The organism is Vibrio sp. Vb2880, from assembly GCF_033337975.1.
Taxonomy (GTDB): Bacteria; Pseudomonadota; Gammaproteobacteria; order Enterobacterales; family Vibrionaceae; genus Vibrio; species Vibrio alginolyticus.
This window is the reverse complement of the sequence record NZ_JAWORT010000001.1, coordinates 261,863-282,012: the sequence shown is the minus strand read 5'-3', so window position 1 is coordinate 282,012 and position 20,150 is coordinate 261,863. Positions and strand designations below refer to the sequence as shown.

Below are 20,150 nucleotides of genomic sequence, written 5' to 3'. Positions count from 1 at the left end.
TATTTTGTTAGCTCAGATTGTCGAGCACTTTGCCACATAGCTTCTTCAGCATGATCATTTCATCCAGCTCTAAGGTGATTTTGCACATCATGGCGTTTGGCACCGACTTAGCTTGCTCTTTAAGGGCACGACCTTGCTCGGTTAGGTTGAGTACGCGAACGCGCTCATCGGTTTCACTGCGACCACGCTCTACATAGCCTTTTGCTTCTAAACGTTTAAGCAGCGGCGTGAGTGTGCCTGAGTCCAAATGCAGTTGAGACCCCAATTCTTTCACGCTGGCACTGTCTTTCTCCCACAGCACCATCATCACTAAGTACTGCGAATAAGTCAGGTCAAGCTCGTCCAATAACGGGCGGTACGCTCGGATCACTGCATTTGCTGCGCTGTAGAGCGGGAAGCAAACTTGGTTTTCGAGTAAGAGTTTATCGTCGTCGGTCATGGTGTTGTCGGTGTAACACTGGCTCATTGGCGTTGCCTACCTGATCACAGAGAAAGAGAGTCATAAAATAAATTGTGCACAATATAGTTGCAAGCGATCTTTACTTCGATATAAGATTGCAAGCAATTAAATTGTGCGCAACTTAAATTAAGAAGGATACTCGCATGACTACTCTATACAAAACTCAAGCTACCGCTTTGGCTGGTCGTAATGGTCAAGTAAAAACTGATGACGGTCTTCTCGATCTAGAGCTGTCATACCCGAAGGAAATGGGCGGCACAGGCGCAGCAACTAACCCAGAACAGCTTTTTGCAGCGGGCTATTCAGCGTGTTTTTCTAACGCGATTTTGCACGTAGCACGTGAAGGTAAAGTGAACCTGAAGAGTGCACCCGTAACAGCGGAAGTGGGCATCGGCCCGAACGATAACGGCGGCTTTGCACTAACAGTGAGCCTAGCGGTAGAGCTAGACATGCCACAAGAACAAGCGCTAGAACTAACGCGCATTGCACACCAAGTTTGCCCATATTCAAACGCGGTTCGTGGCAACATTGATGTGGCAGTAACGGTAAACGGCGAAGCAATTTAAGCAGTTCTTATCACGGCACAAAGACAAGAAAGCCTGCAAGTACGCAGGCTTTTTTTGATTGGTATGAGTCGAGAATACTTAACGCGACTCTAGCGGGTAAGAGCGGTAGCTCCACATGCCGTAAGTACGCAGTGCATCGCGGTAGATACCAAGCAGTTCGCTATCGCTGGCTTTGGCTAAGTCTTTAAGTGGCTTGTCTGGGTAGCTCACAGTGTCGAAAGTGATGCCTTGTGGGCCAGTTTGCCAGCTTGCGATTTCAAACAAGGTTTGACCACGGCGCACATGGCTCGCGGAACTGATGATGGTCGCGTGTTTGATGTTATGACGCGCCAACGCGTAGCTGCTGAATAGGGCGTTACCTACCGTGCTGGTGGCGTAGTTTTCTTCAATGATGCGATCTTTGCTGATGCCTTTTTCAATCAGCCAATCCGCCATTAACTTGCCTTCGGTTTTGTGGTTCTTCGGTACACCACCCGTCAATACGATCAATGCGTCTGGGTTTGCTTTTGCCATGGCTAGCGTGGTTTCCAAACGCTCAACCAAGATCTGGTGCATCGAACCATCTGGGTTCAGCGCGTATCCCAGCGTGACGATTGCGCCTCTGTCATCCAATTTGCCTTTGTCGGCTTTCTCTTTTAGCGGCGTGGCAAGTACGCGGTCAACGGTGTCGAAGATGCGTTGGATGTCTGCCGCTTTACCTGCATTGAGCTTAGTGAGCGTCGCCATGTGTTTCGCTGATTCTGCTTGGTTGCCCTCAAAGCGTTGCCATACCGCTAAGTAAGCGTGCAAATCCACATCGTCTGGTGCAACAGAAAGGGCTTGTTCAAACAGTTCAATCGCGCGGTCTGCATTCTTGTTGTAGATCTGCGCGTTGGCCGCAGAAATCAGTAGGTCAGTACGGTACGGCTCAAGTTTGTAGGCTTCTAGTAAGCGGTCGGTAACAATCTCCATGTTGCTCGGCATTTTGGCGGTAAAACCCGCATGCGAGATACGCGCAGGGGATTTGAATGCCTGTACGGCGTCGTTGAGAAGCTGGTCGACAACCTGACGTTTGGTGACGATCTGTGAGTAGTCGGCGGAAGATTGGACGGCAGCATCGTTAGCCGCGATAGAGTATGGGGCAGCCGTCAGCGCAATCACGCTACCAAGAGCAATGGCAAGTAAGTTCTTCTTCATGGAATGTCCTAGAGGTGCTGTAGTACCTAGTTTTTATTGTGCCTAGCGTTGTAGGTCGAACGGGGTCGATAGAATTTTTTCAGTCTAGGTTCGCTTCATGAATAATCTGTGAAATGAATCCCAACTCAGCCGAGCGAATGAGCGCGCGTGGTCAAAACGCGAAGTAGGATCACGAAAATATTGAGGTATTCGTTCGTGTTCTAAGTAATTGGATTAAAAGATAAACAGCGTTTGGAAGAACGGATTTAAGCAACCAGAGTAAGAAATGACAAAGCCTGCAACGATGCAGGCTTTTGGTTTATTTGATGGCAGTGCAGAAGCTAACGTCTGCATGGTGCGTTTGTGGGTCGAAGCTGTGGTAAAGCTCAAAGCAAGGACGATCGTCGTTCTCAATACCGGATTCAATCACTTTGCTCATGACATCATCCCACGCTTTTGAGTATTGGCTCGGGTCAGTAATGTGCTGGCGCATCACCGCATATTGACCGCCGGGGAAGTCTTGCAGCTCAATGCCTTTCGGAACTTCCGTGTCTTCTGGCACCATGAGACAGATGTCAGTACGACACTTCTCGTCTGGCGTGATTTCTGGGTTGTCGTGGTAGATGAAGATGCAGGTATTGCCTGCCAAACCTTTCATTCCCGCCCATTGATACAAGCGACCTGATGGCTCTTCATAGCCTTGGCCGTAAGGGCCGTTTACGCGGATGTAAGCCAGTTTTGCTTTTTCAAAGTTTTGCGTTTCCATTGTCGTGCTCCATTTGGTGAGTTCAGAGCCAGTATATGAATCGCTTGGTGTTACTTCGTTTCCATTCTTGCGCAACGTGTGTCCAATCTTGCTGTTTCGTGCTAATTCAGAAAACTGCTGGTAGTTTTCGCAGTCACGAAAGGCTGTAGGTGTGACGCCATAATGTTGTTTGAAGGCTTTGGCTAAGCTCTGTGAGCTAGAAAATCCGTACTCTAGGGCAATGTTTAATACCGGTTGCTTGGATTTGAATAAGTCATCGGCAGCGGCTTCTAGACGTAAACGTCGAATGAAGTCGGCCAGTGTTTCGCCTTGCACGGCTTTGAAGGTGCGATGAAAGTGATAAGGGGAAAGGTTCGCCAGCGCGGCCACTTCTGGTAGGTTGAGCGGTTCATTAAAGTGTTGTTCTAAATAACGAATCACAGGAACCAGTCGTTGGTGGTAGTCGACGCGCATCGGGGTATTTCCTTGTTCTGTTCAGCTTGTTTTCTCTGCTCAAAGCCTACCGCAATCCAACAAGCTTGCAAGGGAGCAGGGTGAGAAATGCGTGGCGAGATGAGCGTCAATCAGTCACACTCAACGAGCAGATGTTTAAGCAAAAACGTTGCGCTCATTACCTTTACTAACCGCTAGGACAATCATGATAGCTTGGAAACAGTCTCTGCCTGAGTACGAATGGCTCATTCATCAAGTTTGGTACTTGGAAGTGCCAGAGGGTGAAGTCATTGATCCCAAGCCGCACCTTATTCCAAACCCGCGTGCTCATTTACTCTTTACGCCACCAGAGCAAGGCTACAGCTACGACACGGGAGACACAAAGCTTGCTGGCAAAGGCTGCCATTTATTAACGGCTAACGAACACTTGCTGCTGTTGGAAGATACGGCTTCCATCAAGCGTATTGGTATCACCTTTCGCCCAGAGGGTTTGTATGCCATTGAGTCACGGTTTCGTGATGCCCCCCAAGCTAGCGCAATTAACCAATGCGAATGGTTTGATTGGCTCAGCGCGGCGTTTGATGAGCGCTTTCAACAGGGCCTATGGCAGCTTGAGTTAGATTTACAAGATTCTCCACAATGCTTGCTGGACTACATCAAGCGGCATTTAGATGCGTTAGATATCGAACCTTGTCGTACCAAACCGTTTTTGGCATCGCAAAAAGCGGTATCCGTGATGGACGCTCAAGCACTACGCTCACCTGAACTAGCGATGGATATTGATGAGATAGCTAAACAGTGCGCCTGTTCTCGCAGAACGCTTGAGCGCAGTTTCAAGCAGGTGGTGGGGTTGAGTGTTAAGCAGTATCAACAAATGGCACGTCTGGAGCAGATGATTTTGACCCTCTACAAGCAACAAGAGGCGATTGATTGGGCGAGCTTCTCACAGCAATTTGGTTTCAGTGACCAATCGCATTTGATTCGTACCCTCAAACAGCAGCTAAGAAAAACACCGAGCAAGTACTTGAAAAAGCGCGACTTAACCATCGATATCTATGGCGATTTTGAGTCGTAATACATCGCTAATCAGCCCGAAAGTTGTCGCAAAAATCCAATTTTTCTCTTATTCGCTGGGCTACTATTTTCAGCAGATAACGAGGTAACACATGTCATATCAAAAACTAAAACAAGGCGAAGCCATCCCATTTAACGAATCGTTGGCTATCCAACTGATTCAAAGCTCTGATCTACAAGATATTATCGAGATGTTGAACGACGATAAGGTCAATCAATATCTGTTCTTCGCACCTGCTGACAACAGCCTATATGAAGGCTTCTTTGACCCTATTATTGAAAATACAGCACAAGCGATTAAAGACGGTGTTTGGCCAGATAGCCCAACGTTCGTGATTCGTGACCAGCAAGGTCAGTACATGGGAATGTGTGCGGTGACCGCAGTGATGTTCTTAACTGGCAACTACGAAGTGGGTTATCAGTTACCTACTTGCGCATGGGGCAAAGGTGTTGCGACTCGCGCTTGCCAAATGATGACCGAGATTGGCTTTACTGAGCTAAACGCCCACAAAGTCAGTGCCGATTGCTACGCTTCTAATGCTGGCTCTTACAAAACGTTAGAGAAAAATGGTTTTACTCAAGAAGGCCGTCAGAAAGACTACTACAAACTAGAGCAAGGCTTTGACGATAAACTTTACTACGGTATGACCGCGGAACAATTCGCGTCTTTAAATCGCTAATAATTAGCCGACGAAAAAGTAGCTGATAACAAATTAGCGAACAAAAAAGGCCGTTAACCCACATGCTCGGGTTAACGGCCTTTTCTATATTCAGCGCTAAATGGCTAAGACTTAGTTGCCTTGGTTTTGGCTTTGAAGCTTCTCTTTTGCTTCTTCAACCTTTGAGAAATCCAATCCCAACTCGTCTACGGCTTCTTTAATTAGCGCAGGGTTTTGCATCACTTGCGCCATCAGCATTTGTAGCTTGTCTTGTGGCAAACCTAGTTGGCTGATTGTTGCCATTGCCGCTAGAGGGTTTTGCGTCAGAGTCTGAAAAATCTCGTTGATTTGTTCGTCGCTGATATTGTTCTCTTTTAGCAGCGCAATAATCGGGTTCATCATATTTCCTTTCAATCATTCATTGGATGACACTGAGGTGCAGTGTATCACTCGGTTACCTGTGTTTGTACTAGCTGAATAATTGGGGTAATCACTCAACTTTTCAATACCCCGTTAGTTCCATATAACCTGTCCCAGAATGAGAGCCCTCAATACGCACTGGGCCTTCCCAATAAGGCACAGAAAGGGGCATTTTCGCGTTCGGGTTGAGGGCAGAAACCGTAAGTTCGATTTGCTGGTTAGGAATCGATACTTGCCACTCGGTTGGATACTTTCGCCCTTGGATTTCTGTTTGCTTAGTTGCCTTTAACTGAATGTCTTTTTGAGAAATGGCGATGCCAGAGCCATCTTGCTGCATCAGTCTTGCGTTGGAGTAACTGGCTGCTCCGGTTTTGGAATCCCGCAATTGGAACACGACCAAGCTGGTTTTGTCACTCAACCTTAGAGCAAGCCAGTCCCAGCCCTGTTGTGAATCGAGCAAGAACTGCGAGCTCCACTCTCGGTCTATCCAACCTTTGCCGGATACTTGATGGGTTTCGCCGTCGATAGTGACCTCACCGGACACATCAATAAACGGTTGGCTGTAGTAATACGAAGCCACTTGACCATCGGCACTTTTGGTGCTGTAACCTTGTTCGCCTTGCTTTTGATAAGGTGCGCTGCTGGTAAGAGTGAGCGAGTAGCCAAAGTGTTCGGAGTTTGCCTTCAATGTGGCAGGGAAGAGGTCGTTGGTTGAAGAAGTCCACTGCCAATCATCGAGGTAAACACGAAACGGTGAAGTGTCGACGCCGGCTAGAGAGGCTTGGTCGCGCGACCATTTTTCATCGGCGTAGTGTTTGTCGGTTGTCGTGACCGCGCTGTGCGCCATGTAGATTTGCTGCGTTTGCCACTCGGTTTTCCTCACGTCATCTTCGTCCGTTGGCGGCGCAGCAGCAAAGCGAAATTGTGTCCACTGGACGCCAAGTGGAGTGCCATCTTCATCAATTAAGTTAGCGGTTAAGTACCACCATTCATGACGAAAGTTTGGGTGCGCTTGATGATCGGCAGGAAAGGTGAGTTCCACCCCTTTTTCTACGGGTGTGAATAGTTTGGTCTCGCTTTGCGTGTCTCCACTGCCCAGCAACGTGCCCATATTTTGCGTGCCCATATTTTTTTGTTGGGTATCTTCACAACCGAACAGGAATAAGCTGCTTATGAGTAGAGTAAGTTTGCTTGCTAATCGAACCATCACAACACCTCGCTTTGCAAACTGGAGACGACAGGCCTACTAACCAATCGCCACAGCGGAATCAAGGTTGCGATCACTGCCACCAAGATGGTGATTGCCGCAATGCTGAGGGCGTCACTCCAATTCCACAGATAATTTAAGCTCCAACCAAAAGCTCGTAAGGTGACGATGTCTGTCAGCACGTAACCCACCATGGCTCCTAAAGGTAGGGCGATAACCAGGGTAAAACTGACCAAAGCGACGATTTGTCCGACCACCATGGTCATTAATTTACGACGGCTGACGCCAAGAGCGTACAGCCTTGCAATAGCGGCTTTGCGCGCGTCGAGCAACATGAAACAAGCACTGAACAAACCAATCACCGCGACCATCAAAGTTACGCCGTTGAGAGCCCGCGTAATGGCGAAGGTCTGCGAGAAAATATCCAACGCGATGGATTTGATTTGCGCCTGATCGTAGAGCTGACTTGGATGCAGATTCAGTTGCTCGCGAAGTTGGTCGTATACGATTTGTGGGTCACCAGATACTTTAATGCCAAGGCTTGTCGGCAAGTCGGTAAAGCCGCTCTCTTGCCATAGCTTTGGTGCTAATAAGACTTCACCGTTAGGTGAGCCGTAATCATGGAATACCGCACCCACAAGCAGGTTCTTATTTGGAACGACATCAAGCGTGAGCTCGCTACCCAGTGATAAACCCAGTTTGACCGCGGTTGGCTCACTGATGGCGACTAACTCACCTTGGTAAAAGCGTGGCCAGAAGTTCTCCAAATGCGATTTGAACACCATGGTTTGCTCTAAGGTGTCTTTGTCTTTGGTGCCAAGCAAAATCGGTAAGCTTTGCAGATTATCGTCGACGTAGTATTGCTTGTAGACGGTCTCAACATTGTCGAACTGTCCTAATGCGCGCTCTACATCAACGATTTCTCCTTGGGCAGGGCTAACGTAAATATCGGCGTGTAGCCTTTGTTCTAACCACTGTTTTAGGGTGGACTCGAAGCTACCCACTAGCGTGTTCATCCCCATATTGGCAGTAACGGCGAGTAGCAGTGCCATCATGGCGAGAGAAAGCGGAGAAATCAGCTCGCGCAGCTCAGCAAACAGATACTGCATCAAACCGGAATTGGTGCGCTTCTCACACCAATTGGCTAAGACGCTGAGTGTTTTGGGTAGGTACAAAGGAATCGACACTACAAGCACGCCGAGCCACGCCATGGTGAAGCGGTGATGCTCACTCAGCCATAACCCTGCGAGTGCGAGAGTCGTCAACGCAGCACCTTTCACGAACAATTGGTTTTCGTTAGAGGCTTCAGGTGCTTGATAAAATCCACCATGAGAGGAGAGCGGTTGGCGCACTCGCTGTTTAAAGTGCTGCCAACATGCCAATAGGGTTGCGGCTAACGTGAGCAGCAATGCTTGCGCCCACCATTGCCATTGCCAAGTGCCGGGCAGCAGTGTCGCGCCGTAAAGTTGTTCAAGCGTTAGTGCCACGGTCGGGTGTAACCAATGGCTGAGCTGCATGCCCAATACAAAACCGAGGGAAGCACCGATGGTAACGAGAATCGTGAGTTCAACTAACAGCGCAGAGAACACAATGCTCGGCGCAACGCCTGCCTGTTGAATCTGCACTAACAGCCGATTGCGTTTCAGCAAACTGTATTTTACGCCGTTGTAGGCAATGAACAGCCCGACTAAAAAGGCAAGTAAGCTCATTGCGGTGAGATTGAGGTGAAAGCTGTCGGTCAGTGAGCCAAGGTCTGTACTTTGGTTATTGGAAATCCATTGTCCTTGCTCACCAATGATGCTTTGCCAATTTGCTTGCGTGTCTTTATTCCCTTTATCACCCGAATGGAAAACCGCAATGTAACTGAGCTGCCCTTGTTTATTGAGCAGTTGCTGGGCAAAGCCAATGTCCATCAACATTCGGCTACCTAACTGCCATTCGTCAGGCAACACCACCACTTGGGTTGGAATGTCGTCCAAAGTTAGGGTTTCTACCTCTCCTAAGTTTTGATGTTGAGATTGGCTCATCATCACGATGGGCTTGCCAGCCAAAAGCTCAGGTAAAGGTAAAGCACTGTCGAACAAAGACACGTTTTGTTGGTTTTCTGATGACTTTCCGTTTGCAGAATATCGAGAACGCGAAGAGATGGCGGCAATCAACTCACTACCTTGTACTGACCAACGTCGACCTTGTTCATCTCTCACTCGCCCTTCGATTACAGGTAGCGTTGCACTGAGTCCGTTTTGTCTAAGGGTGAAGTAGAGCGATTCGGGCAGATAGTTTTGCCCTGCTGGTGGAATAATTAAGTTCTGAGCTTGTGCGCTAAGCTGCTCGGTAGATTCTGCATAACTGCGCTTGGCATTGAGGTTGATGGCTTGCACCGCAACAAACAAGGTCACAGCCAGCACGATACCGATCAGAATCGCGGCGGCTTGCAGTGGCGCCTGCCGATAGTGCGCTACAAACAGATTCAGGGCGAGTCGAGTATGAGTGAATCTGATGTTTGATGGCTTAGCTTGCTTCATGGCGAAGCTCATGTTTGTTTACTTGATGACTGTTCTGTAGCTGACTATTATCCAATCGCAGCCGTGTTTTCATAAACTCCGCGCAGTCAGGACTGTGGGTGACTAACAGCACTGCCGTATTGCCTTGGGTGGTGATTTCACTGAGTAGCTTCATCACTTCTAACCCCGCTTTTTGGTCGAGGTTACCTGTGGGTTCATCAGCAAGTAGCAGTTTAGGTTTGTGTGCTAAAGCGCGCGCAATCGCGACTCGTTGTTGTTGACCACCGGAAAGGGCAGAAACATGTCTATCAAGCAGTTGGCTGATGCCTAGAGTCTCGACCAAATAATCGCACCAGTCATTCCATTTTTGTTGATTCAAATGCAGAGGGAAGGCGATGTTTTGCTGCACGTTGAGCGGCGTTAATAGGTTGAATTGCTGAAAAATAACACCGAGTTTTTGGTGTCGAAATCGGCTCCATTGCGGGTCTTTCCAAGCCGCCGTGTTATCACCATCTAACCACAACTCACCTTCGGAAAGTGGCTCAAAGCCAGCGATGACATTGAGTAAGGTACTTTTGCCGCTGCCACTTGCGCCCGTCAGCGCAACACTCGCTCCTGTGTTCAACGTAAAGTCGACGCCTTCCAACACGCGATGTGTCTCTTTGCCATCGACAAAGCTTTTGCTGGCGTGTTTGAGTGTGACAAGTGGGCTTTCCATTTCCTCTCCCTGTATTCAAAAGGTGTCGTTTCTTTTGGCAATGGCTATTGCAGTTAGTTCTCTAGAAACTTTAGACAACAATCAGATAAAAACAGCGATTCACATCGAGTTTAGGGTCTGTTGATCTTTCGAGCTGATTTTTGCAGCGAATTGTTGGGTATTTGTGCAAGGCAGAAGCTTTGATGTGTAGTTAGCCTACATGAAAAAGCTGATAACGCAGTAGAAATGACCAACAAACGCTGCCCAAAGGGTTCGGCTAAAATCGTTCTATGCTTTGTTAAGGAGTATTTACTTAGAATGCTAGGCTACACACTCCTTGCCTCGCCTAAAACGATTTTATCTCGAACAAAACTTAATCTCGAAAGATAAACAGACCCTACTTTGTACTGAAAAGAAGAGGGAAGAGATTAAATGAAGAAGGGATATGACAGACATTAAAAAAGCCCGAGTCAGACTCGAGCTTTCAAATACATTCAGCGTAGTCAGCTTACACGTAGTACGCTTCAACTTCGCCTTTAAGCTTGATTAGCATTGGGTTACCGAAACGGTCTTTTGCTTTAGGAGAAGCAATTTTTACCCAACCTTCGCTGATGCAGTATTCTTCTACGTCAGTACGCTCTTGGCCGTTGATACGAATACCGATTTGGTGCTCGAAGCATTCTTTGATGAAGAATGGGCTACGTGGGTTACCCGCTAGGCGATCTGGTAGCGCTGGTTTAGCTGTATCTGTCATGTTTGTGACCTTGAAGTCATTAAAAAAAGTGCGCCATTGTAGTCAGTGCAAGGCGAGTGTTCAAGGATTGTGACTGGTTTTTAATGGACTGAATTGCAGTAAAGCCCTAATTTTTATCTATCTCCTTTTGCTCTTTCGGTGAGCCTTTTTAAAATTAATTCAATCATTATCTTTTTATCATTTTGATTCTCTTACTAGTAAACAGTTTCTCAGGTTCTCGTTGTTTATACTATGGTTATTAGGTGCGATAAGTATTAGGAAAACAAATGGAACTTGTGATCTTAGCTATCGCTAGATTTCGAAGTGATCAAAAAGAAGCAATGAGTAAAAACTTCGTCAATTTAGCGCAGTGCTTAACTGAGAATGGACATCATGTTGTCACTGTTACTCCAACTGAGTTTCGTTCTCATATTAAGGTTGAACAACATACCTTTCGTAATGAGAGTCGATATGAATCTCTGTTTGAGGGGCTGATGAATCTTATTTACTTATGTAGAGAGCTCAACAGGCTGATCGAGAAAACCAACAGTGCGAAGGTTAACCTACATATTGCTACGCCTATAGAATTATTGGTGGTTTTTTTCTTTTTAAAATCTCGATATCAAAAGCAGACGACTTTATCCATTTGGCAGTCATATTTGACCTTAGACGAGGTCCGTAATAACAAGAATTATTTTTTTCGGAATTGGTTTAAGTATTTACATTTACTTCTATTTAATTCGTTTATCAGTGCGCCTTTATACAAGCGTTTGTTAGACAATTTTTGTCAAGCGATTGTGCACAGTAACTACCAGAAATTTCAGTTATCTTCTCTGTCTCATTTGCCAGTCTATTTCATTCAAAATGGGGTTTTTTCTGAGCACTTTTCGCGACCCATTCCTGCAAAGAAGACACAAAGAATGTCTTTACTTTATATCGGGCATTCTAAGCCATCAAAAGGCGTTGACGCTTTAATTGAATTGGCTGCAATACTAAAGAAGCGAGAATGTATCGATTTTGATCTAACGCTCTGTCTCAGTGGCTTCGGCGACCAAGCAAATATAGAGAAACTTGTTTCTAAACATGAGCTACATCACCAAATAGAGTTTAAAGAGAGCATTGATATTTCAGTTGAGATGGCGAGTGCAGATTTGTTGGTTTTACCACTAAGGACATGTGTCGGAACGAGCCTAACACCTAACCTAATCGTGGAGGCGGTATCTTGCGGATTACCGATTGCGATTCCTGATTTCGAGCAATTATCGGATGTCATTCAATTCGGTTCTAATGCCATTGAAATTGATCTGGATGATTTAGAAGCGAGTGCAAGTGCGATAGAGAACGGTTTTAAGTTAGGTCAACTTGACCAGATGTCTAGAAATCAAATAGAGCAGTTTAAAGTTCGTTATACGTTAGAAAGTTTTGTGTCTGGCTATGCGCGAACACTCGGCCTTGGGTAGGAGGGAGTATGGATAAAATTAGCTTTATCGCTCCGTGTTTTAATGAAGAGTCTGTCATCGAGGAGTATTACTCGCGTTTGTGCGAAATTGCTAAGCAATACGATCAGTATTTGTTTGAGTTTGTTGTAGTTAATGATTCTAGTGTTGATAAAAGTGCAGTAATTTTAGACAAGCTGGCTATGGCGGATGAACGATTAGTGATCGTGCATCTTGCTGCGAATGTTGGGCAGCAAACCGCTTTGTTTGCTGGAATCGAAGCTGCAACTGGAGATATTAATATTACCATTGATATTGATCTTCAAGATCCCCCAGAAGTTATTACACAGTTCTTGGAAGAGATCGATAAAGGCTTTGATATCGTCCATGCCCAACGCTTGTCGAGACGAAATGAAACCGCTTTTAAGCTAATTAGTGCAAAATTGTTTTACCGCTTTTTATCCCTCACTTCTCCCGCTAATTTAATTGAAGATTGCGGTGATTTTCGAGCATTTACTAAGCCAGTTAGAGAGGCCATTTCATGTTACCGAGAGAAGCACAAATACTTGAGGGGTATTTTTGCCATTATCGGATTTAATCAAACCATTATTCAATATGAACGTGATGGTAGACATGCAGGAGAAACGAAGTATTCACTTACCAAAATGTTTGCTTTAGCGTCAGACGCGGTACTTAATTTTTCCCGCTTTCCTATTCAACTGATGTTTGTTATCTCAACATTGATGTGGTCACTTGGCTTGTTATATCTCACCAAAGCACTAGTAAGTAAGTTCGTTTTTGGCACAACTGTAGATGGTTGGACATCAATCATCTTTTTCCAAGTCTTTTTCTCAGGGATTTTATTGTTCTTTATTGCCTTAATCGGCTCTTACGTCGGGCGAATTTTCGAGCAAGGTCAAGACCGACCCGATTACATTATTCGTTACACAAGGAATATAAAGAGTAGCGATGAAGATAGTTAAGTTTGGTTCAGTGGGTATCATGAATACTCTGGTCAGTTACCTCGTTTTTTGTGTTCTTATTTATTTTGATGTCTATTATTTGACATCTTCTGTTTTGTCTTTTTTAGTGGGTTCTGCCTTTAGTTACATCATGAACTCAATATATACGTTTTCTGTTTGTACAAATGTAAGAAGCTTTTTTAAATTCATCACCATAACGGCAGGATCATTGTTCTTGAGTGTTTTGCTGCTTTATATTTTTAAAAGTATTGTAGGCATTCATATTCTCATTTCGCAGATTTTGGTCGTGTTGATTCGTTTCCCAATTGTATATCTATTAATGAAACGCATCGTCTTTAATCAAGCTCATTTGTTTCAGCGCTGAAAAGAGGTGACTTATGAAAACGAATCGGCAAGAAAAACAAGATTTCTACAGTGATTCTGAAACGGTGAAAAAGTATGAAGATCTACGTTTTTCAAATGTTGGTGGACAATTTGTACATCAGTCTGAAGTGTCTTTGTTTTCACAGTTTCTTAATATCTGCTCCTTGCAAGAGTCAATTCTAGATATACCCTGTGGCACGGGAAGAATGCTTCCAACTATTAAGGCGTCTGGCTTTAAAAAAGTTTATGCGGCAGATTACTCTGATGAGATGCTCGCAGTTTGTTACGAGAACCCTTTGTTCCAAAAAACACATTTTTCTAAACAAGACATCTATTCAACGACATATCCAGAGCAGCAGTTTTCAGTAGTATTATCTAGTCGTTTTCTGTTTCATTGCGATGATCAAGATCGGTTGTTTTCGGAGTTTGAACGGGTAATTGCACCAGAAGGATATCTTATTTTTGATAGCCTAAGGTGGTCTCCGCGAACTTGGACCCGACTTTTTTCTGAACAGCTAGGAGGAGATGTTTACACCAATAGCACATCTAGTATTTACAAGCTGGCAGATGCACACGGTTTCGAGGTTATAGACTCTCAAGTGATCCTGCTCTTTCCTAGCTTTGTCTATAACTTTATTCCAGGCATTTTAATGCGCCCGTTGATATGGCTTGAGTCAATTTGGCCGAGTTTACTCAAAACGAAACAAGTTTGGATACTTAAGAAGCGATGAGTGAAGCAAGAGTTAGATGGCTACTTGGGATTAACTTAAGTCTGTTATTCGGTTTTTATGTTTACATCATATTCAATCTCGCGCTCGTTAATGATGATTACATGGCGCTTTATACCACATGGTTAATGAGCGTTGGGAAACGGCCGAATCTTGACTTCAATGTTGATAGCTATACTTTGCTTTTTGATTGGATGACGCCAGTTTACTTTTTCTTTGGCGAACGATTCGAGCTTATTTACGTTTTTCGTTCGTTTTTTGTTTTGTTTTTGTTGGCGATAGGTTGGCAAGTTTATGTGCTTCTTCGCCAAATATTTACAGTCAATATTGCACTCACTACATTGTTATTGCTCTTTGCCTCTTCTGCGATGGTGATGCGTGGCATTGACCTTCGTCCTGACCTCGTTATTCTTTTTCTTTGGTTACAAATAATCATTGTGTTGTATGTGTGCCCAGGAAGTGATGCTCATAAATTGTTTTGGGTGGGGTTATTATTCGGGCTTGCGATACTCTTCAAATTTAAGGCGATTTTGATTGGCGTAGTGATTGGGCTCTTCGGGCTTATTCGGCTAATTCAAAAGCGCTCCGTACGTGACTTTGTCTTGGATGTCAGTGCGCTTTTGTTAGGCATTATCTCTTGCGTAGCTTTGTTTGTTGCGACCGTTGGAATCTCTTCACTTGAACTGTTTTTGTACACGACGTTTGATTTATTTCTGTATTCGACATCGCATGTTAGTGACGCAAACTCTCTGAAGGTTGATGTACTGATACAGTACTTTTTACATGATATTGTTTATTGGCTGTTTGCTCTCATAGGAGTGGGAATATGTGTCGGTAAGTGGAAAGTACTGTCGTTTAAGCAAGCTCAGTTTTTGATAGCTTTGGTTATATTAGCTGTGTTGTCGGTTTTGGCTAACCCCCACTATCATGCATATAACTTGGTCACACTTTACCCTATACTTGCGGTATTTGTTGCGTTCTCAATCCAGTACGTTGTTTCATCTACTCGGGAGTGGTCGAAAGGGACGGTCGTCACTTGTATCGTACTATTCTTGATTGTGATTGCTCGTATCCTCCACTATCCGGTACAACATAATAATCAGCACCAAGTCGCCCTACAAACATTCATAGAAAGGCACACGCAAGTTGACGACGCTGTCTTTGCCTATGAAGGAATAGGTCTTTTTCGTCCATCTACTTATCATTGGCGAACATCTGCCATCAAGATAGACAACTACTATCGGGGTCAGTATGACGTTTGGCAGGAAATTCGTGCAGTAAAGCCGATACTCATCGTCGAAAGTTATCGAATTCCTGATTGGTTATTAGAGGAGGACCGTGATGCTCTTCGGCAACACTATGTATCTATGGCTCCGTTTATTCTGACTCTTGGGTTAAAAACACAATCTAGTGTTCGAGGCGATTTACTGCGCTCGGGTTGGTACGTGCTTGAGAGTGATCGCTTGAACCGTTGCTTTATTGATGGTGTTGGTGTGTCTGTCGGAGAGAAGATATGGCTCAACTCCGGAGCGTATACACTGATGTCCCAAGATGGTACTTGTACTCTTCATTGGTATTTTTCTCACCTTGGCATTGAGGCGCTCAGGCAAAGCAATCCTGAGAGTCACCCCTATTTATTTAGCCCTTAGTAAAGGTTGTAGAATCTAGAAATATCCCTCTACAACCCCTTCAAATACTGCGCGTTGGCTGTTGGTTGAATCATGGCATTCAGCGTTTGGACGGTTTGTTCGCTGTACTCTTCAAGTAGAGCTAAGAACGCGTCAATCAACTCAGGTTTGCTTGCTGAGACTTTCGTTTCGGTCTGGATATCACGCAGATCGATCAACACATCGGTAAACAATTGCGGCAGATCGTGCAGCACTTGCAGGTTTAAGACGTTGTGCTCGCTGTAGATTGAATTGTGGTTACCTTTTTGTTTTTGCACCACATACGGGTTGTCTTTTAGGTTGATGATCGATGTGCGCTTGTCACAACGCTTCAAACAGCCTTTGTTAACCTTAATTTTGCGGCAACCTTCGGTTTGTTGGAACAAACATTGGCGGCTAGTGAGTAGGGTATTTGGATGATAAATGCTGTAGAAGCTGCGCATGTTTTTCGGACGCTTTATGTGACGCATCTGCTTCATATTCAGCTCGTTAGAAACAAACGCGCCACTTGCCGCGAACTCGTCTTGAAGGCATTTAAACGCGTATGAGTTCACCGTGTTCATTTGTGGGCCAGCCACCCAGCCTAAGCCGAGCTCTTTTGCGATCATGCCGACGCCTGAGTTGTTGGTGATCAACAACTCAGGTTGGATGGTTTCCAAAAATACGCGCGCGGCGTGGTAGTCTTCGCCAATCAAAATGGCCGGGAGCCAAGGTTTGAGCATTGGATTGGCTTGGAATAACTCAATCATCGCGCTCAGTTCGCCAGACAATCCCATTGGCAATTGATAGTAAACATCAACGTCGTGGTATTCGCACAGCATGGCTTCTTGTGCTGACGAGATCAGAACCGATAATTTTGGCGCACCTTGGCGAGGTTCTGGTTGAGGTAACGCTGGCAGAGTTGGCACATCAATCGACCCTTTCAAGCTGCTGCCGGATACTTGTGTTGAAGTGACATCGAACGACTTAGTTTGCTCTGCCACTTTCTCAATGATCGCGGTTTTGTCATCGTAGAGTTTCTTTTTCACCGCTTGTACATCATCAGCAGACTGGCATTGGTAAACCTTCGAAAAATGCTTTACAGCATGGTCGCGCGGGTTGTCGATGTACATCGCCTTGCCGAAATCACCTTGCAAAAATGCGTTGGAGAAATCACGGTTGAACACCGTGTATAACTCTGTGGTGTCTTCAGAGAGTTCCAAACCCTCGCACAAGCGATCAATCTGTTTACGCCAGTTATCGACCACGGTGTACACGTAGTGGGATTTCTTAATGCGGCCTTCCACTTTCAACGAATACACACCCGCATCAGCAAGCGCTTCTAAATCGCTAAATGCGGAGTTGTCTTTCATATTAAGTGGGTAGTTGTTGCCTGTTTTGGTCGTTTCGTACTGTTCGCGACAAGGTTGACTGCAACGTCCACGGTTACCTGATGCACCATTGCGAGCGGAACTGATATAGCAAATTCCGGAGAATCCGATGCAGTATGAGCCGTGGACAAACACTTCCATCATTACGTTGTGCTCGCGACCAAATTGCGCCAGATGTTTTATTTCATCGATGTTAAGTTCGCGAGATAAGTTTACTCGGCTTGCGGTGAGCTGGTTGAGAAAGAGGATCTGGCCTTCGTTATGCGTGTTCAGTTGTGTTGAAGCGTGCACATCCAAATCGGGAAAGTGATGTTTGAGAATGTAGGCCAGACCGAGATCTTGCACGATCACGCCATCGATTTTGGTGGTGTTCAGTTGGCTGAGTAAGCGAACAATCGCCGGAATTTCACTTTCTAAAATCAGCACATTCAACGTTAGGAAAATCTTACAGCTGTGCTGATGGGCTAACGTTAACACGCCATTTAAGTTATCTAAGGTGAGGTTGGTCGCTCGGTTACGAGCATTGAAGCGGTCGAGCCCACAGTAAATTGCATCGGCGCCAGCGGCAATGGCGGCTTTGATGGAATCTAAATCACCACCGGGTGCTAATAACTCAAATTGATCGCGTGTCACTACTTTTCTCTTTCTTACTAAAATAGGCTGCAAATGTTACGTATTTCACGCTTTTGATGCTCGGCTAGTTAATGCTTTATTAATCTGAATCAATTAATCCGTGTTACACGGTCGACTCTTGAGTGGGTAGAGTGCAATTCGCGAGAGCGGAATTTGACTTCTATAGTTTTCCTACACTTGGTTTTTCTATATTTAGTTTTCGACTCAGAGAGAGGAAGGGACGACAAATGAAAAAAGTAATCATCGGGTTGGTAGTGGCGTTGACGTCATTGAGTGCGTTGGCTGGTGAGGGCGTGGTAACCGTTGCGAGCACGCATTCAGCAAAAGATACGGCGGATAAATTTGTCGCTATCGCGCAAGAAAAAGGGTTGAACGTCTTTGCGCGCATTAACCACCAAGAGAATGCCACGAAAGTCGATATGACGTTGCGACCAACTGAAGTTATCGTGTTTGGAAACCCTAAAGTGGGCACACCACTGATGATCTGTGCGCAGGAAGTGGCGCTCGATTTACCCCAAAAAGTGTTGGTGTATGAAGATGCAGAAGGCAAAGCGTGGTTAGCTTATAACGATCCTATGTATTTAAAGCAGCGCCATCATATTGAAGGCTGTGACGAGGTATTGAACAAAATCAGCGGCGTGCTGGGCAATTTAACCAACGCGGCGGCGAAGTAGGGCTAGTTATTGGCTTCGCTTTTTTTACTCCGAAAACGAAAAAGCCAACCTCACAAGGAGGTTGGCAAATCTTACCTAGATTGGGGGAGGTAAGATCAGGAGGTGGCGAGTACGCTGTGTACTTCTGACTTAATTGAGTCAGACTGCGTACCGAAAATCGCTTGTAAACTGTCGCCAATCACTAACACATCTCGCGCGCCAAGTGCTTTTAGCTTAGCAACATCAACGTTGGCAATGTTTTTCACTGAGACACGCAGACGGGTGATACACGCATCGACTGACTTGATATTGGCTTTACCGCCCAATGCAGCGACTACATCTACCGCGATTTCATCAGGCTGTCCGGCGATCTTCACTTCTGCAATGTCGGTTTCACGGCCCGGCGTTTTTAGATCCAACTTCACAATTAGAAAGCGGAACAAACCGTAGTACAGCGTCGCCCAGATTGGACCGATGATGATGAACATCCACGCGTTGGTCGACATTGGGTAGTAAAGGAAGAACTGGATCGCGCCGTGCGCAAAGTCCGTACTGTGTTTGATTTCCAAAAATGCGGTGATCGCAAACGCAATACCGGTAAGAAAAATATGGATCACGTACAGCACTGGTGCGACGAATAAGAAGGTAAATTCGATTGGCTCTGTGATACCGGTTAACCAAGAGGTCAACGCCGCAGACATCATCAAACCGCCGACGATTTTCTTACGCTCTGGAGACGCGCAGTGGTAAATCGCCAGTGCCGCTGCTGGTAGTGCCCACATGGAGTACATAAAGCCACCAGACAGATAACCTGCGGTTTTATCGCCCGCGAAGAAGCGAGTGAGCTCTCCAGTAAACTCTTTGCCGGTTTCTGGGTCTACATAGCTGCCGACTTCAAAGAAGAACGGCGCATTCCAGATGTGGTGCAAACCAACAGGGAGTAATGAACGTTCGCCCGCGCCGTAAACCGCCCACGCGAGTACAGGGTTTCGGTACGCTGCCCAATGAGAAAATGCATCAAGAAGTTGTCCGACAGGTGGCCATGCAAACGCGAGAATCGCACCAACAACGATCGCCGATAGACCGGTGACAATGGGCACAAATCGCTTACCCGCGAAAAAGCCCAAATATTCCGGCAGTTTGATGTTGTAGAAGCGGTTGTACATGATTGCCGCGACCGCACCGATAAAGATGCCGCCAAACACCCCGGTTTGCAGCGTCTCAACGCCCATAATGGTCGCGTCAGTTTCTAAGCCGCGCAAGCCAGTCACGATACCGAGCGATGCGTTCATAATAATTAGGCCAACTAAGCCAGCGAGCGCAGCCGCACCGTCATTGCCTTTTGATAACCCGAGCGCCACACCGACCGCAAACATCAACTGCATGTTGCCGAACACGCCTTCACCGGCGGCGAGCATCACTTTGTTGACCGCGTCTGGAATAAACGCAAACCCCGCATTACCAATCCCCAGCATCAAGCCGGCCACCGGTAACACCGCCACAGGCAGCATCAATGACCGCCCTATTTTTTGTAGTTGTCCAAATATACTTGCAAACATGGTTTCCTCCTGATGAATGCCAGTGTTGTAGGACCTGATTCCTTCAGGTCATGTTGTTTCACGTAAGGTCAGGATGATCATAGCG

19 protein-coding genes are annotated in these 20,150 nt (G+C 45.9%); 9 read left to right on the top strand and 10 right to left on the bottom strand.

Features of this window, described 5'->3' with window-relative positions; translation table 11 throughout:
* Window positions 1-7: 7 nt before the first annotated feature.
* The gene (locus tag R7M92_RS01210) at window positions 8-466 is read right to left on the bottom strand and encodes a MarR family transcriptional regulator (RefSeq protein WP_318132530.1); all 459 of its coding nucleotides are present in this window, start codon (window positions 464-466) and stop codon (window positions 8-10) included.
* A gap of 137 nt (window positions 467-603) precedes the next feature.
* Between R7M92_RS01210 and R7M92_RS01205 the strand changes: the two genes are divergently transcribed.
* On the top strand, window positions 604-1,026 hold the full coding sequence (locus tag R7M92_RS01205; protein ID WP_005374640.1) for an organic hydroperoxide resistance protein: 423 nt from the start codon (window positions 604-606) through the stop codon (window positions 1,024-1,026).
* A gap of 78 nt (window positions 1,027-1,104) precedes the next feature.
* On the opposite strand, the gene R7M92_RS01200 is transcribed toward R7M92_RS01205, so the two are convergent.
* A complete protein-coding gene (locus tag R7M92_RS01200) occupies window positions 1,105-2,202 on the bottom strand; it encodes a YdcF family protein (RefSeq protein WP_038882383.1) in 1,098 nt (365 codons plus the stop codon).
* A 298-nt stretch (window positions 2,203-2,500) separates the two neighbouring features.
* Entirely contained in the window at window positions 2,501-3,400 is a 900-nt protein-coding gene (locus R7M92_RS01195) for an AraC family transcriptional regulator (protein ID WP_020195560.1), read from the bottom strand.
* 184 nt (window positions 3,401-3,584) lie between these two features.
* Between R7M92_RS01195 and R7M92_RS01190 the strand changes: the two genes are divergently transcribed.
* Window positions 3,585-4,454, top strand: coding sequence for a helix-turn-helix transcriptional regulator (locus R7M92_RS01190; protein ID WP_318132529.1), 870 nt, complete (start codon window positions 3,585-3,587; stop codon window positions 4,452-4,454).
* Between the two features lie 91 nt (window positions 4,455-4,545).
* Window positions 4,546-5,133, top strand: coding sequence for a GNAT family protein (locus R7M92_RS01185; protein WP_318132528.1), 588 nt, complete (start codon window positions 4,546-4,548; stop codon window positions 5,131-5,133).
* 111 nt (window positions 5,134-5,244) lie between these two features.
* On the opposite strand, the gene R7M92_RS01180 is transcribed toward R7M92_RS01185, so the two are convergent.
* The 5 genes from R7M92_RS01180 to R7M92_RS01160 all read right to left on the bottom strand — a co-directional run bounded on the left by R7M92_RS01180 (window position 5,245) and on the right by R7M92_RS01160 (window position 10,694).
* On the bottom strand, window positions 5,245-5,511 hold the full coding sequence (locus tag R7M92_RS01180) for a DUF2999 family protein (protein WP_004746427.1): 267 nt from the start codon (window positions 5,509-5,511) through the stop codon (window positions 5,245-5,247).
* Window positions 5,512-5,614: 103 nt separating this feature from the next.
* Window positions 5,615-6,739 (bottom strand): lipocalin-like domain-containing protein, encoded by a 1,125-nt coding sequence (locus tag R7M92_RS01175; protein ID WP_318132527.1) that lies wholly within the window; start codon window positions 6,737-6,739, stop codon window positions 5,615-5,617.
* Window positions 6,739-9,264, bottom strand: coding sequence for an ABC transporter permease (locus R7M92_RS01170; RefSeq protein WP_318132571.1), 2,526 nt, complete (start codon window positions 9,262-9,264; stop codon window positions 6,739-6,741). The genes R7M92_RS01175 and R7M92_RS01170 overlap by 1 nt, the downstream gene beginning before the upstream one ends.
* On the bottom strand, window positions 9,251-9,961 hold the full coding sequence (locus R7M92_RS01165) for an ABC transporter ATP-binding protein (protein ID WP_318132526.1): 711 nt from the start codon (window positions 9,959-9,961) through the stop codon (window positions 9,251-9,253). Before R7M92_RS01165 ends, R7M92_RS01170 begins: the two co-directional genes overlap by 14 nt.
* Before the next feature lie 487 nt (window positions 9,962-10,448).
* Window positions 10,449-10,694 carry a DUF3297 family protein gene (locus R7M92_RS01160; protein ID WP_005374689.1) on the bottom strand — a complete coding sequence of 82 codons (246 nt, stop codon included), beginning with the start codon at window positions 10,692-10,694 and terminating at the stop codon, window positions 10,449-10,451.
* 266 nt (window positions 10,695-10,960) lie between these two features.
* On the opposite strand from R7M92_RS01160, the gene R7M92_RS01155 reads away from it, so the two are divergent.
* Genes R7M92_RS01155 through R7M92_RS01135 form a run of 5 tightly spaced genes read left to right on the top strand, consistent with a single transcriptional unit; the run spans window position 10,961 to window position 15,832 of the window.
* The gene (locus tag R7M92_RS01155) at window positions 10,961-12,133 is read left to right on the top strand and encodes a glycosyltransferase (RefSeq protein WP_318132525.1); all 1,173 of its coding nucleotides are present in this window, start codon (window positions 10,961-10,963) and stop codon (window positions 12,131-12,133) included.
* An 8-nt stretch (window positions 12,134-12,141) separates the two neighbouring features.
* A complete protein-coding gene (locus tag R7M92_RS01150) occupies window positions 12,142-13,092 on the top strand; it encodes a glycosyltransferase family 2 protein (protein ID WP_318077587.1) in 951 nt (316 codons plus the stop codon).
* Complete coding sequence (locus R7M92_RS01145; RefSeq protein WP_318132523.1) at window positions 13,079-13,456, top strand: GtrA family protein; 378 nt, start codon at window positions 13,079-13,081, stop codon at window positions 13,454-13,456. The genes R7M92_RS01150 and R7M92_RS01145 overlap by 14 nt, the downstream gene beginning before the upstream one ends.
* A gap of 13 nt (window positions 13,457-13,469) precedes the next feature.
* A complete protein-coding gene (locus R7M92_RS01140) occupies window positions 13,470-14,186 on the top strand; it encodes a class I SAM-dependent methyltransferase (RefSeq protein WP_154204080.1) in 717 nt (238 codons plus the stop codon).
* Window positions 14,183-15,832, top strand: a complete 1,650-nt coding sequence (locus R7M92_RS01135) for a glycosyltransferase family 39 protein (protein WP_318132522.1) — start codon at window positions 14,183-14,185, stop codon at window positions 15,830-15,832. Before R7M92_RS01140 ends, R7M92_RS01135 begins: the two co-directional genes overlap by 4 nt.
* Window positions 15,833-15,861: 29 nt before the next feature.
* On the opposite strand, the gene R7M92_RS01130 is transcribed toward R7M92_RS01135, so the two are convergent.
* Window positions 15,862-17,853: a U32 family peptidase gene (locus R7M92_RS01130; RefSeq protein WP_318132521.1), complete on the bottom strand. Its 1,992-nt coding sequence runs from the start codon at window positions 17,851-17,853 to the stop codon at window positions 15,862-15,864.
* Between the two features lie 227 nt (window positions 17,854-18,080).
* Here R7M92_RS01130 and R7M92_RS01125 point away from each other — a divergent pair, with 227 nt between their 5' ends.
* Window positions 18,081-18,527: a DUF302 domain-containing protein gene (locus tag R7M92_RS01125; RefSeq protein ID WP_318132520.1), complete on the top strand. Its 447-nt coding sequence runs from the start codon at window positions 18,081-18,083 to the stop codon at window positions 18,525-18,527.
* 95 nt (window positions 18,528-18,622) lie between these two features.
* On the opposite strand, the gene ptsG is transcribed toward R7M92_RS01125, so the two are convergent.
* On the bottom strand, window positions 18,623-20,065 hold the full coding sequence (ptsG, locus tag R7M92_RS01120) for a glucose-specific PTS transporter subunit IIBC (protein ID WP_318132519.1): 1,443 nt from the start codon (window positions 20,063-20,065) through the stop codon (window positions 18,623-18,625).
* Window positions 20,066-20,150 lie beyond the last annotated feature (85 nt).